A 14,924-nucleotide genomic window follows, 5' to 3' on the forward strand; every position below is an offset into this window, starting at 1 on the left:
TCCTATGGCTTATCAAGTACCCTGATACCGAGACAGGTTGCTACTGCCCGTTCCCGGTTCAGGATTCCCTCGTGTAGAGGGTGATTCAGAACTTCCAGCTTTCCAGCCTGGTTACGAAGTACGAGGCTGGTGGAGCCGCCTCCATCCAGGATAAGGCCATCCCAGGCTCCCAGGGCAGAAAGGATCTGGCCGGTTTCATCTTCAGTTGCACCAATACTATCCTTGCGACGACCATCAATGGCGAGAAGATACAGTTTTTTTCCATCCTGGCTCACACCGACTGCACTTCGAGGATGACGGATGGCTTTGCCAGTAATTGGGGTGCCATTGTTGAGTACCAGAAAAAAGCCACCTAGTGCAAAACGGACTGTTTTCAGGATTTCATAATCAATAGTACCCTCAGGGGAACGCAGGCTCTCTTGATGCACTATGTGGGCACTTTGATCTCTGCTGATAAAAAGTGCCCAATAACGAGAAACTGGATCTGCGATGATAAACCCCTCTTGTATGGCAATACCAACAACCTGTCTTGGTTCACCTTCCCTGTCTGATACTTTATCAAAGGGATTTCCATTTATTGCTGCAACGCAGTCATATTGATGGGCAAAACTCGATACCTTGATAGCTGGCACCACCCCATAAGATAGAGGGTCTGGACCTACCACAATCTGGATAGCCGGATTATCCAGACTTACCTCGATAGCCCAAAAAAGAAGAGGCGGGTTGCTGATTTGGCCTGAGGTGTATCGAAGTGGCCCCTGATTCTGCCAAATTAAGTAGGGCACATCGAGATGCCAACTCCGGTTATAACCGGCTTGCAAGACGGGACTACTATTTAAGGTACTACAGGAAAGAAGGAGTACCAACCATGATGAAACAAGTACCCATGATTTCATCAATCTGTAAACAAACTTCATAATATGAGCCTAGTAAATCATTAAATGGATGGCAAGCAATAAAAAAGCCGCCCTGATGGCGGCTCTTTTTTTTAGTATTCAGACTTACCCTTGCGGTTTTTTTTCATCAGCTTGCGCTGAATAGCCTTCTTTTTCCGGTTGAGGATGGTGGAAGGTTTTTCATAGTATTCCCGTTTCTTATATTCCCGAATGATACCCTCTTTTTCAACCATACGTTTAAACCGTTTGATCGCCTTTTCCAGCATCTCGTTGTCATCCACGACAATATGGGCCACTGTAACTCACCTCCCTTCCGCCGTCCGGTCAGTATAAAAACCTTCTCACAACTTTAATTTTGAGAAGGCTCTGTCGAAAAAATGTTTAACTTTTCAAGTATTTTACGTAAAATGCGTTCCTTGTCAAGCGGTGCAAGGCTTACCATTAAATCCGGATCGGCAAATTCTCCCTGAATACGGAACTCCCAGTGCAGGTGAGGTCCTGTGGAAAGGCCTGTAGATCCGGACTTTCCCAGTTCGGTGCCACTATCGACCTGGATACCCTCGGTTACTGAAAGGGAATCCATATGATAATAGAGGGAATAAACCCCCGGAGCATGCTGGAGCACTACCGTATTGCCTGTAACAATCCGAAAGCGGGCCATCAGCACCAGGCCCGGAGCAGTAGCTCGTACCACCGTACCCCGGGGAACACCAAAATCGATACCACCATGAATGCTTCGTTCGGAACTGCCATTGGTGTACTGGTATACCCGACGGTCTCCAAAAAAACTAGTACGACGATTCGAATCGACAGGGGCGGCAAAGCCTCCCATGGTATACAGTCCGGAGCTGCTTGTGGTAAGCAGTTTCCAGAGTTCAGCCGATTCAGCTGCTTTTTGGGGATCCGGTTTGGTTTTTATGTCCGTATTTTCCTGTCCTAGGCTTATGGTTTCGGTAGTAAAGGTTCTGGGATCGACGGGGAGGCTTTGCCGCCCCGGCAGGGCGACGGTCATAAAGGCTGCGCTGATTGTTCCGGTGCCGGAAGCTGGACTGGAAGCTACTCGCCCAATGCCCACTGTTTTTTCCCGCTGTATTTCAAGATTGACCGATGTTTCATCATAGGTATTGGGTATAACCAGGGTTGCCATGACAATGGTATAGATTTTATCTGCCTGGTGAACTTCATCAACATAAAAAAAGGGAGCCGATTGTATAGTTTTATTCTTCCTGTTGCTAAGAATAGCCTGAAGCGGAACGAGTTCGCCAGCCCTCAGGGATCTGAGATTCGGCGAGCCCCCATGCGGCGATTCTGCCGTCGGCAGGTTATCCGTTGGCGAGCTATCAGGCGGGCTAGTAAGGTTTTCGGCGCTTTGAACAGGTGCGGGAATAGCCACTATGACCGAGACTGGGGACCCAGGAATCAGATGATCCGGAAACACCAAAACCTGAGCTTCCTGGGTCTGAAAAGTTCCAGAACCAAGCAGGAGTCCCAAGAGGATTATCGTGATAAAAACTATAAAAGCCTTTGAGAAGCCCCTTTTATTTACAATGCCTGTTCTTCTTCCCATGTACCAGTCCGTTTTATGTCCCGTATGATAAGCTGAGGGGTCTCATTCCCGTTAAAATAATTCCGGTTTACCCGAAACACCATATCGACCATATCATTCAGGTCAAATTCCCGTTTTACCTTCTCTGCGGCCTGCCAGTAAACCGCGGGCCACTTATAGGTGCCCGTATCTATGGTAAGTTTAACGTGTTTTGCTTCATTTTTACCCATGAGGGAAATATCAATGATTTTTACCTTTTTTGCCATAAAGGTAAGGGGATTGTTATCTTCCCCATAGGGTTCAAAAAGATCTACCAGCTTGAGGAGATCAGCAGTCATATATTTCAAGGGCAGTTCAGCATCAATTTGTATAAGCTCTTCGTCCTCTGAATCCCCCAGTTCCATGGCAGCGGCTATCAGCTTCAGCCGTTCCAGAAAGGCTTCCCAGTTAGATTTGTGCATACTGAAGCCCGCCGCAAAATCGTGCCCCCCCCAATCCAGAAAGAGGTCCGAACATTGTTCCAGAAGGGATCGCAGGTCGTAGCCCCGGCTTGAGCGGAGAGAACCGGTGACCGTATTTTCGCCGTTAAAGGCTACTACCAGGGAGGGAACCTTAAAACGGTTCACCATTTTACTGGCCATGATGCCTGTTACCCCCCGGTGAATTTCCGGGCCGAAGGCAATGGCCAGGTTGTTCGAATAGGCCTCCAGGCTTGCCTGGGCCATAGGCTCTACAATGTTCCATATATCGGTGCCCAGTTTTTTCCGGCTTTCGTTCATCTCGAGCACTTCGTTGGCCAGGGCTTCCCGTGTAACCGGGTCATCTTCGAGGAGGAGACGGACTGCCCGGTCGGGTTTACCCATCCGGCCTGCTGCATTAATCACCGGGCATAACTGCCAGGCCAGGTCGGTTGCATTAAGGTGCCTGCCTGCAAGGCCCTGTTTAAAGAGCAGATCCGAGACTCCGCTCCGGGCCTTGGTTTCCATGGCCGCAAGGCCTGACCGTACGATGATGCGGTTTTCGTCCCGCAGGGGCATCAGGTCCGCAATGGTTCCCAGGGCGGCAAGCTGGAGGTCCTGTTGGTCCTCTTCGCCGTACCAGGCTTCCTTTTTTTGTACAAAGGATACAAAAAGGTTGATGAATACATCAAGTTCGGTGGCGCTTTTCTCGGCGTATTTGGCAATCCTGGAAAGTTCCTTGATGCGGAGGAGACTTTTGCCGGCCACTGCGGGAAGCACCTTGCCGATTTCCGGGGCGATGTCCAGCATGTACACTTCGATGGCGGTGCCGAACATTTTTGCAAAGGCCTTTTTCTGCAGAGCCCCGTCCCATGTAAAAATCTGCTGATCCTTGAGAAAGGGGAGCAGCCGGGTCTGTTCAAGATGTACCATGCCGGGAATAATCGTCTCGGTGAGCCGGCCTACCTCGACCAGGTTTCTGAGCTGAACCGCTTCGACCACAAACGCATCATTGGTAGGTCGCGTCGTGAGGAGGCAGATGTTCTGCCCGAAGAGTTCGCTCTTTTGGGCGAACCGGAGGGCTGACACGAGCTTATAGGTTACCCCACAGCCGCAGAGGTCCCGGAAGGGGTAGGGGGAGTTTTTGAGTTTAGGATTGATGATCACATAGGCCTCAGGCAGGACTTCCTGTGGGTTATGATGGTCCACCACAATGACATCGATGCCCAGGTCCAGGGCAGCGCGAATTTCTTCTATATTTGAGATGCCGCAGTCTACGGTAATAATAAGGGTGCCGTAATCGGCGGCAAATTGCTGTACCGCTTCGACTGAAAGCCCATAGGCATCATCCCCCTGGGGTACCTGCCAGCGCACATCGATGCCGAGTTGTTTCAGGTGCCGTACCAGGAGGCTCGTACTGGTGATACCGTCCACGTCCCGGTCGCCAAACACAAGAACCCGTTCTCCCTCTTCCTTTGCGGCGAGGATCCGCTCCACCGCATCTTCCATACCAGAGAGCAGAAAGGGATTTCTGAGATGGCGAACATCGGATTCTAAAAAATAACGGACAGCTTCCCCAGAGGTAATATCCCGGCGAACCAGTATGGATGCAGTGAGGAGATCACAGCCATATCGGTTTGCAATATCCTTAACCTGGTCTGCGGAGATTTCTTTCTTTTCCCAATTCATCAAGAGGCAATTTCCTTGCGTATCAATGTTCGCAGGGCAGGCTTCGAATCTTGGATCTGCAGGGCCCCTTCAATCAGGGGTTTTGCATCCTTAAGGCTTTGATCCGATTTGCCCCAGACAGTCATTACTATATCACCAGACTGGACTAAATCGCCATACCGTTTATGGAATTGAATACCCGCTGTGGGGCTCACTACATCTTCGGTCCTGTTCCGGCCCACACCCAGGTGTACCCCGGCGAGTCCAATCTGATAGGCATCGATATGGCTGATATAACCGGAACGGGGCGCACGGATTTCCATGGAGAAGGGAGAACGATACCTGCCCCGAAGTTCCAAAAGCTGGTCAGGGTTGCCTCCCTGACTACGGACGTTGTTAAGGAAAAGCTCGCGTGGTTTGCCGCTGGCCAGGGCTGCTTCACACATAGCCCGTCCTTCTTGAGCGGTCTTAGCCTTGCCGCCCAAAACAACCATCCGGGCCGCTAATTCCAGGGTAACTTCCATGAGGTCTTTGGGTCCCTTTCCTTCAAGACAATCCAGGGATTCTTCTACTTCCAGGAAATTGCCCATCATGTTACCCAGGGGTTCATTCATGTCGGTGAGCAGGGCAATAATCCGTTTCCCCATGGCAGCCCCGGTGTTGACGAGGGATCGGGCAAGTTTTTCCCCATCCTCAGGGTCTTTCATGAATGCCCCGGAACCATATTTAACATCGAACACCAGGCCTTCGGCACCTTCGGCGACTTTTTTGGAAAGAATGCTGGCAGTAATGAGGGGAATGGATTCTACCGTGGCAGTTACGTCCCGGAGGGCATAGAGCAGCCGGTCTGCAGGCGCTATTTCTTTGGTCTGGCCGGTCATGGCAAAACCATCTTTCTGGATAATTTCACGGAATTCTTCTACCGTAAGATTGGTTCGATACCCGGGTATAGATTCAAGTTTATCCAGAGTACCCCCAGTGTGACCCAGGGCTCGACCGGACATCATGGGATCCTTAATACCGAGACTTGCTACAAGGGGAGCCAATATCAGACTTGTTTTATCGCCGACGCCGCCTGTTGAATGCTTATCTACAAAGGGGCCGGAAATGCCCGAAAGGTCGATTACGTTACCAGATTTCAGCATCACCTCGGTGAGCACGCCCGTCTCTGCGGGGGTCATCCCCTGAAAGTAGACTGCCATAGCCCAGGCGGAAACCTGGTAATCCGGAATGGTGCCTGCCACATAGCCGCCAATTAAAAATTCTATTTCTTCTCTAGACAGTTCCTCGCCGGAACGTTTTTTCATGATAATGTCTACAGCTCTCATAGATACTAGAGTCCTCCTTCTGACTGTCTTACAAGATTTCCCAATAGCGAACGGGAGTTCCAAGGGTCTGTTGCAGGAGTGCTGTACCTAAATGTTGTACTTGTGTCTGGGTAGCCTCATCCACACGGTAACGCTCTACCTGACTGGCTGGAAGTTCCAATATTCTGGAAATCCACCGACGCCCACCCCCGTTTATCGGGAAAAGCCCTGTCTGTATTGTTTTCTTCACCGGTTCTGCACAGAAATCGCATAGCACCTGTTGTTCCGAAGAAGAGTACCATACTACTTCATCCGCTCGGACTGTGCAAGCACAACGTTCACACTGGTCTAATTCAGGAAGGATGCCCATCAGGTTTAACCAATTCCATACAAAATAAGTAATAAGTATAGGAATACTAGCTTCGGTTATCCTATTCAACACTTCGATACTCTCAGTGGTTAGTTCAAAGGCTTCTTTCCAGGTGCCACCTCCTCCCTGGCTTGCAATAACAATTTCCAACATGGTTGAACCTGCCATAAGTTTTGCATAGGATTCCCGAAGGGTGGGCCGCCAGAATTGTACATCAAAATCAGTTATTTTTTTAGTGTTCCTAACCGGATCCTCGTAGATCCAGAGCTTACCCTGATGAAAGGGGGATACATAGGATCGAAGTTTACTTTTCGGACCTCCAAAAAGTGTGGCCCGCAGTATACCCTCTTCCAGAGTAAAAAAGATCGCTTCTCGGTTCTGTTCACCGCTTTGCCGCACCTGGAGTACAAGGGCTGTATAGGTTCTGCTTCTGCTCATAAATCCAGGGCAAAAACTTTGCTTCTCCGTTCCTGATTATATACCTTTCGTTTTTTTTCCGGAAGTTCTCCTACAGGAATTTCACGGAACCCTAAATATTCAAACCAATCATGGGTTCGGGTTGTGAGTACAAAAACCCTACGGAAAGACCGTTTCCGGGCCCGGTCTATCAGGTACCCAACTATTCGGCGACCTAGCCCAAGATCTGTATAGTGGGGATCCGTTGCCAATGCGGCAATTTCCCCCTGGGCTTCTCCCCAATCGTGAAGGGCCCCGCAGGCATGAACCGAGCCGTCTACTTCATACACCACATAATCATCCTTTCTTTCCAGAATCTGTTCAGCATTCCTTTGTAAGAGAATACCCTTTTCCATAAGGGGGCCCATGAGCCGAAGTACCTCAGCCACATCCGAAGCTTGCAGGGGCCGGATAGATTCATATTCATCGGCATACACCATGGTACCCACGCCCAGGTTAGAAAAGAGTTCCCTCAGGACCGCCCCTTCTTCCCGGCTGTTAACAATATGCACCCGTTCTACTCCAAGGCGTGAGGCTCGGATTGCCAGGGCTAGTTCTTTTAAGGCCGGTTCATCTGCTTTTTTTTCATTGAGCTTTATAATTTCTTCTGCTTCCTGAGGGGTGAGTCTTGCAATTCGGTTTGATGAACCAGAAACGACCGATTCGGGAATACTACAAGTTTCTGTAGATATTCCAGGCCTGTTGGATACAATAAAAAACTTAACCGCTCCCAAGGCCTGACAAGCAGCAAGGGCAATTTCATCGCTGGGTAAATTATAGGGCTTTCCTGCAGGACTCCATCCGATACAAGGCAAGATTGGCACCATACCTAGATCCATCAATTTTTTAAGACTTTCTATCTGTATTTTATCTACCATACCAGAATGTGCAAAATCTCTGCCATTAACAACTCCAATCCCTCGAGCCCGGACAAAATTGCCAATCACTGCATCAACTCGGCTTGCAGACAGTTCGGTCATATAGCGGGTGGCAACCTCAAAGGCTGCCATTTTTACAAAAGGTATTGCGTCTTCAGTAGTGATTCGAACTGAACCTTCATAGACAGATTCAATATCATATTCTTTTAGAACCGCATCAATCCATTCCTTAGCACCAGGCACAATGACAATGCGGATCCCCGTCTGTGCCAGCAGGGCCAGGTCTTTCATGAGATATTTAAACTGTTGGTCCTCGGTAACAGGGAAATCAATCTTGAACACCATGGTAGTACCATCAAAGCGGCTCTGATAATAAAAAGCTTCCCGTATCAGGTCCACCTGGCTCCGGTTGTCTGTTTCCATAATAGTATTGTACGGCGAATCCAGGGAAAATGAAAAGCCTAAAGCAGGTTATTTTACCGGTAATCCATTTTAATTAATGTTTAAATACTAAAACAATGATATATATAAAACCTTTGAAAATCTCTCTTGCCAACACCCCTTTATATGGTGTATGTATTACTACAATAAACGCTACCAGTAGAGGAAGTAGAATATGAAAATTGATCGTCTCTTTACCACAGCAGAATCGGGCCCCTATGAGGGCATAACCTGGGAAAAACGAAAAAGTGAAATCCGAAACCCCGATGGCCGCCTCATTTTTTCCGAAGAGACGGTCATAGTTCCCTCTTTTTGGAGCCAAATTGCCACCGATATCATTGCCCAGAAATATTTCAGGAAAGCCGGGGTTCCCGCTGACAAAGCCCTGGAATGGAAACACTGGGTCCCCAAAAAGAAAGAGAAAAGCTCCCAGAGGACAGATCCAGGGGACAGCATCCCCCTAGATGGATCCGAACACGATGCCCGGCAGGTCTTTCACCGGCTGGCCTACACCTGGATGGATTGGGGCCGCCAGTCTCATTACTTTGACAGTGATGAGGATGCCAAGGCCTTTTATGACGAACTCTGTTACATGCTGGCCCACCAGATGGCAGCCCCCAACAGCCCCCAGTGGTTTAACACGGGACTCTATGCGGTCTACGGCATCGACGGACCGGCTCAGGGGCACTATTACTTCGATCCCACCGAAGGGAAACTGAAAAAGTCCGATTCGGCCTACAAACGGCCCCAGCCCCACGCCTGTTTTATCCTTTCCATAGAAGATGACCTCGTAAACGAAGGGGGCATTATGGACCTCATCACCCGGGAAGCCCGGCTCTTTAAGTACGGCTCCGGAACGGGATCCAATTTTTCCAAAATCCGCGGCGCCAATGAACGGCTCTCCGGCGGCGGGGTATCTTCGGGGCTCCTTTCATTTCTGAAAATCGGCGACCGGTCCGCCTCGGCCATAAAGTCCGGTGGCACCACCCGGCGGGCGGCCAAGATGGTCACCCTGGATGCGGACCATCCGGACGTGGAAAAATACATCGACTGGAAGGCCGAAGAAGAACACAAGGTAGCCGCTATGGCAACCGGTTCGGTCATCATAAAAAAACACCTGGATGGGGTAAAAAAGGCAGTTCAGAGCTTCCGGGGGCCCGATGAAGACCGCTTTAACGCCCTCAAAAATCATGAACTGGCTGCAGCCCTCCGCGCTGCCCTCCGGGACCAGATTCCTCCAACCTACCTGTACCAGCTCCTCCGGCGCCTCGAACAGGGGGACGATACGGTCAATCCTGCGGTTTTTTCCACCGCCTGGGATGATGAGGCCTACAACACCGTATCGGGTCAGTCCTCCAACAACAGCCTCCGGGTTACGGATGCCTTCATGCAGGCGGTCCTGGATGATGCGGACTGGCAGCTCACCGGCCGGACCGATAAAACCATGGTTAAGACCGTTAAGGCCCGCAAGATCTGGGACCAGGTTGCCCGTTCTGCATGGCAATGTGCCGACCCGGGGCTCCAGTTCCATACCACGATTAACGACTGGCACACCTGTCCCGCGGGAGGAGAAATCCGCGCATCCAACCCCTGTTCGGAATACATGTTCCTCGATGATACGGCCTGCAACCTGGCATCCATCAACCTGCTGACCCTCTATAATCCGGAAACAGGAACCTTTCATATTGATGGATATCTCCACGCGATCCGGATCTGGACCATGGTGCTCGAAATTTCTGTAGTTATGGCCCAGTTTCCCTCACCCCAGATTGCCAAACTTTCTTATGAATACCGGACCCTAGGCCTCGGTTATGCCAACCTGGGAAGCCTCCTCATGGTGATGGGCCTGGCCTACGACTCCAGGGAAGGCCGGGCGGTGGCGGGAGCCCTGTCAGCCATGCTTTCCGGCGAAGCCTATAAACAGTCCGCCCTGATGGCCAAGGAATTTGGCACCTTCCTCCGCTATCCGGAAAACCGGGAAGCCATGCTCCGGGTCATCCGGAATCACCGCCGGGCGGCATATAATGCAAAACCGGAAGAATATGAAGGTCTCCATACAATTCCCGTCGGTATCGATGCCGAATCCTGCCCTGCAGATCTCCTCGCCGCGGCACGGAAATGCTGGGACGAAGCCCTGGAACTGGGAAATCAGTTCGGTTACCGGAATGCCCAGGTTACCGCGATCGCGCCGACGGGAACCATCGGGCTCCTCATGGACTGCGACACCACCGGCATTGAGCCGGACTTTGCCCTGGTTAAATTCAAAAAACTTGCCGGCGGCGGTTACTTTAAGATCATCAACCAGTCGGTCCCTCCTGCCCTGAAAGCTCTGGGCTACGCCCCGGCAGAAATCGAAGAAGTAGTCGCCTATGCCCTGGGACACAAGACCCTGAAGGATGCACCGGGGGTGTCCCTGGAAACCCTGAAAGCCAGGGGCTTTACCGATGAGGTCCTTGCCAAGGTAGAAGAGGCGGTAAAAACTGCCTTCTCCCTGGAATCGATTTTCAGCCCCTGGATTATCGGCAGGGACTTTGTGGAACAGACCCTCAAAATTCCTGAGGCTACCTGGGCCCTCCCGGGTTTCAGTCTCCTCAAGCACCTGGGATTCACCGCTGAAGAAATTGATGCGGCAGAAACCTTTGCCTGCGGAACCATGGGGGTCGAAGGATCCCCTACCCTCAAACCAGAACACCTCAAGGTCTTTGATACCGCTACCCCTTCGGGTAAAAACGGCAAACGGTCCATTTCCTGGACTGCCCATATCGAGATGATGGCTGCAACCCAGCCCTTTATTTCAGGCGCAATTTCCAAGACCATCAACATGCCGAACAGTGCCACCTATGAAGACGTTAAGGGGGCCTACATGCTCTCCTGGCGCCGGGCAATCAAGGCCGTCGCGCTCTACCGGGACGGGTCCAAGCTGTCCCAGCCCCTTTCATCCTTTGCACCGGGCACTGACCCCCTGGCAGATACCCTCCTGGCCCTGCAGAAGGACCTGGACAGTGGTGCAGACACCGCAGGTCCCGCCCGCGCCGGCACTGCAAAAGCCGACATGGCCGGTGCCATCCTGAGCCCCGAAGGCAAGCGCTTAACCAACAAGTGGGACCTGCGGGGCGTACGGAAACCCCTGCCGAACCGCCGCACCGGGTATACCCAGAAAGCGAAAATCGGGGGCCACTCCATCTTTATCCGGACCGGTGAATATGAAGATGGCAGCCTTGGTGAAATATTCCTGGATATGCACAAGGAAGGGGCCGCCTTCCGAAGCTTAATGAACAGCTTTGCCATCGCCGTCTCCCTGGGCCTCCAGTACGGTGTACCCCTTGAAGAATATGTAGATGCCTTTACCTTCAGCCGCTTCGAACCTAACGGCATGGTCCAGGGCCATGACTATGTAAAGATGGCCACCAGTGTGATCGACTATATTTTCCGGGATCTGGCCATCAGCTACCTGCGCCGCACCGACCTGGCACAGGTAAAACCGGAGGACCTCCTGGCTACCGGCACCAAGAGCGATAACGGGAATGGCCATACCATGGTCAGCGCAGGATTCAGACCCCACCGGCCAGCCACTGTACCAGTAGAGGCAGAAGAGGGCGAACAGGCACAGCCTGAGGCGGCTATACGCGACAGAAAGAATGGAACCGGGGCAACTGCCTCGACGGGGTTTCAAAACACCGAAACCGCAGGATCAGCGGGCCTTGTGGATGTACAGAAATCCTCCAAGGCGAAACTAGAGGCAGAGCAGGCCATCAAAATCGCCCAAGCCCGGGTTAAGGGCTACGAAGGGGATCCCTGCCCCGTCTGCGGCTACTTCACCCTGGTCCGCAACGGCACCTGTCTCAAATGCGACACCTGCGGTAGTACCACCGGCTGCAGTTGATAACACACCCGTAGAACTGTCCCGTAGCTCGAGAATGGTACGGGACTGCTTTTATTTTAAGGCTTTATACCAGCCGAACTTCGTCTCCATATGCAGTCAGCTTTGCATCATGGGTTAGAAACAGCAATGCTTCTGCCCTGGCCTGGGAGATGAGGATGCGGTCAAAGGGATCGGCGTGTATCATTGGTATGACAGAGCAGTAAGCTGTCCTTTACATCGTTTTTTCATATACACCCGCCAAGACTCATTGCTAGTTTCACCAAATTTGAGACAAGCTCTTTTTAGAGATGCCGTTAATTAAAATTTGGGGATTTTTGGTATTTCTTTAATTTGATCCTTTACTTGATCTTTTATTTTATCGGCTGCCTGATTTTTCATTTTATTACTATAACTATCGAGTTCTTTTTTCTTTGCAGTAAGCGTATCTTCTAAAGCCTTTACATCTTTAATTTTTTCAAGAGAATCTATATTAAGCAGCTTGTACGCTTCAGAAACTTCCTTGTTTTTCTTCAGTTCCGGTTCCAATTTATTATAGAAAGCTTGAGTAAGCTGAACTTCAGCTTCTTGAGTCATTTCATTAAATATTTTTGAAAATGCATTTGCCAGCACAGTATCGAGATTAGAACCTATATTCATCGAAATAGTACGATTTTGATGAATAACATATTCAACATGCAATGAAATTACCGGTGTTTCATGAAAAGCTTTGACAAGCCCTTTGGCAACAATATGATTAGGATCTGCTGTTTCAATATGGGCAGAATGAGTACTCACGTCTGCAGAACCAATAACACTACCTTCTTGTTTAACTGCAAAAGTATTCTTTACAGCATAAGTACCTGTAATAGATTTTAAACCTATAGAATCTAATCCCTCATCAATCGTAAAGGGATAGCCCTGCATCTCTATTGTAGCGCTCAAACTATTTTCGCTGTTCGTTCTTCCATCAATATAACCATTAATTAAAAATGACTTGGAATCATGGGTTTGATTAAATAACATGGTGACTGGCTTTCCCCATACATCAGGATCATTAGAAATATCTTTTATCCATCCTATATTTGATACCTTTGTTTTACTGTCCTTTGTAGAAAATCCTATATTTTCAATTAACAATCTTGGATAATTCTTGGTTGGGAAATAAACCGAATAACCTTTCCTTTGCGGTTCAACTTTTTTAACTTTTTTTTCATCCTTATTAGTCTTTATATTTTTAGATAGTTCAAGCCCCTTCATTGCATATACATACAATTTCCCCAGTTTTTCTTCTAAATAAGCTGATACTATTTGGCCAACAATTCCTGTTGTTTTTCCATTAGAGAAATTAAGAAATGATTTAAGATAGTCAATATCCTTGGTAATACTATCCTTTGCTTCTTTTGATTTTAGCTCAATATTTTTATATTCAGCAGTAATATCCTTATTAATCTGTGAAGTTTTTACTTGTAAATCCTGTACCATGGGATAGAGGGCATTAACTTTATTATAAGCCTCCTGGGCTTCGTTGAAGCTTTTTATCGAAGCAACATTAATCTTTTTAACTTCATCAATGTTATTTTTCACAACTTCGATATCATTTTTGCTTTCTTGTAAAGTAGTTTCCCATTTTAATTTTGATTTTTCAATTTCGGTATTTAAATCATTATATAATTGCAAGCTTTTAAGATTTGCAGTCTGTTCTTCAATAATCCGCTCTACCGGTATATTTGAAAAATCCAATAAATTCTGCACTAATTTGTTATCTTTAGGTTGCTTTGGGATGCTCGAGTCGGTTCTCTTTTTTAAACGGCCATCAGTCTTACGATCTGTGCCCCACTGAATATTTTGGCACTCAATGTTTTGAATAATAATTTTTCCTCTGAACAACTCGGAGGTTAATAAACGTACTTCTGTTTTTCCAAATTCTACAAGATTCTTAAATGGCTCAGTATCACTTGCTATCACCAGCCTGTTTAAGCTGATATGGGCTTTAACCAATCCCACCTGAACACCTTGGGCTTCCACCTTTGCATTAAAAATACTTTCAAGCCCCCTTTCTATCATGGTTTTTGCTAAAGAGTTTTTAAAAAAAAGGGAAAACACCACTACAGTACCTAAAAGGAACAACAATATTCCTATTCGTACTGGATCAATCACCCCTTTGTTTTTTTTAACTGCATCTGCAATTTTTTTAAGGCGATTCGCATCGGCTTGAGAAATAGTATCTTTAAGTTGATAATAACCGTTCTCATTTTTAAAGAATAATTGGTTAATAAAATCAACATCCGCTTTAATATATATTTTCTTAAGAACCTTATGTTGAAAAACCTTCTCCTTAAGAGGTTTTTTAAAAAGAGAAGGAATTTTTATCTTCTGAGCCATGTATCACTCCTTGCAGATATCCGTTAAAGGGCTGAAGAAATATCCTTAGTTTTTTTTGCAAGATTATAGAAAGTAGAAATGAGCGGGCTTTTCATAAAAGCCTTATAAATTTTGCTGTTTTGAATCATGACCATGAAAGTATCCCTATACTTCTTAACTAGAAAGGTGAATACTAAAAATAACGGGATCCATAAAAACAACCCCACAAGAAACGCGCCGCATACAATCGTATTATTAAAACGAGTTAAAAATAGAAAGGGAACATTATATAGCTTGGTAAAAAAAGCATAGAAACTTTTATGAGTAAGGACAGCGTAACCCAGGGTATGCAAAACGGGGTCACATATAAAAGCTAAGGGCTTACATAGGGCTATAACTATAAACATTATGCCCAAATTTGTTCGCAGAAAAAATACTAAGCAAAAAATAAGAAGCCATAAGAGATTTTGTGATGGCAACAGAGCTAACCAAACACCAAAGGCAACACCGGATGCAATCTCCTTCGGGTTTTGATTCGAATTTAATGCTTTAAAAAGCTTAATGATCCATTTTATAAACATTGTCCCCCCCCTGAATAACCAGGATGTTTATGTTAGTCCTAGTTTAATTTTCCCATCCCATGATGTCAATCAAGGGCACATCTAAATACTCGGTTATATT

General features: G+C 48.0%; 10 protein-coding genes. 1 reads left to right on the forward strand and 9 read right to left on the reverse strand.

The window, feature by feature from the left end; translation table 11 throughout:
* Nucleotides 1-2: 2 nt before the first annotated feature.
* From SPICA_RS09995 to argA, 7 genes are all read right to left on the reverse strand, one after another.
* Nucleotides 3-896 (reverse strand): phosphodiester glycosidase family protein, encoded by an 894-nt coding sequence (locus SPICA_RS09995; RefSeq protein ID WP_156789665.1) that lies wholly within the window; start codon nucleotides 894-896, stop codon nucleotides 3-5.
* A gap of 92 nt (nucleotides 897-988) precedes the next feature.
* Nucleotides 989-1,192, reverse strand: coding sequence for a 30S ribosomal protein S21 (rpsU, locus tag SPICA_RS10000; RefSeq protein ID WP_013969387.1), 204 nt, complete (start codon nucleotides 1,190-1,192; stop codon nucleotides 989-991).
* A 53-nt stretch (nucleotides 1,193-1,245) separates the two neighbouring features.
* Nucleotides 1,246-2,463: a M23 family metallopeptidase gene (locus SPICA_RS14930; RefSeq protein ID WP_013969388.1), complete on the reverse strand. Its 1,218-nt coding sequence runs from the start codon at nucleotides 2,461-2,463 to the stop codon at nucleotides 1,246-1,248.
* A complete protein-coding gene (gene recJ / locus SPICA_RS10010; protein ID WP_013969389.1) occupies nucleotides 2,439-4,589 on the reverse strand; it encodes a single-stranded-DNA-specific exonuclease RecJ in 2,151 nt (716 codons plus the stop codon). The genes SPICA_RS14930 and recJ overlap by 25 nt, the downstream gene beginning before the upstream one ends.
* Nucleotides 4,589-5,896 carry a thymidine phosphorylase gene (locus tag SPICA_RS10015; RefSeq protein ID WP_013969390.1) on the reverse strand — a complete coding sequence of 436 codons (1,308 nt, stop codon included), beginning with the start codon at nucleotides 5,894-5,896 and terminating at the stop codon, nucleotides 4,589-4,591. The genes recJ and SPICA_RS10015 overlap by 1 nt, the downstream gene beginning before the upstream one ends.
* A 28-nt stretch (nucleotides 5,897-5,924) precedes the next feature.
* Entirely contained in the window at nucleotides 5,925-6,683 is a 759-nt protein-coding gene (gene recO, locus SPICA_RS10020) for a DNA repair protein RecO (protein ID WP_013969391.1), read from the reverse strand.
* On the reverse strand, nucleotides 6,680-8,002 hold the full coding sequence (gene argA, locus SPICA_RS10025) for an amino-acid N-acetyltransferase (RefSeq protein ID WP_013969392.1): 1,323 nt from the start codon (nucleotides 8,000-8,002) through the stop codon (nucleotides 6,680-6,682). Before argA ends, recO begins: the two co-directional genes overlap by 4 nt.
* Before the next feature lie 193 nt (nucleotides 8,003-8,195).
* Here argA and SPICA_RS10030 point away from each other — a divergent pair, with 193 nt between their 5' ends.
* Nucleotides 8,196-11,903: a vitamin B12-dependent ribonucleotide reductase gene (locus SPICA_RS10030; protein ID WP_013969393.1), complete on the forward strand. Its 3,708-nt coding sequence runs from the start codon at nucleotides 8,196-8,198 to the stop codon at nucleotides 11,901-11,903.
* Nucleotides 11,904-12,200: 297 nt separating this feature from the next.
* Here the strand turns inward: SPICA_RS10030 and SPICA_RS10035 are convergent, their stop codons facing one another.
* Both SPICA_RS10035 and SPICA_RS10040 read right to left on the reverse strand, forming a co-directional pair.
* On the reverse strand, nucleotides 12,201-14,264 hold the full coding sequence (locus SPICA_RS10035) for a TIGR03545 family protein (RefSeq protein ID WP_013969394.1): 2,064 nt from the start codon (nucleotides 14,262-14,264) through the stop codon (nucleotides 12,201-12,203).
* A gap of 23 nt (nucleotides 14,265-14,287) precedes the next feature.
* A complete protein-coding gene (locus SPICA_RS10040) occupies nucleotides 14,288-14,824 on the reverse strand; it encodes a TIGR03546 family protein (RefSeq protein WP_013969395.1) in 537 nt (178 codons plus the stop codon).
* Nucleotides 14,825-14,924 lie beyond the last annotated feature (100 nt).

Origin of the sequence: Gracilinema caldarium DSM 7334 (assembly GCF_000219725.1) — a bacterium.
Taxonomy (GTDB): Bacteria; Spirochaetota; Spirochaetia; order Treponematales; family Breznakiellaceae; genus Gracilinema; species Gracilinema caldarium.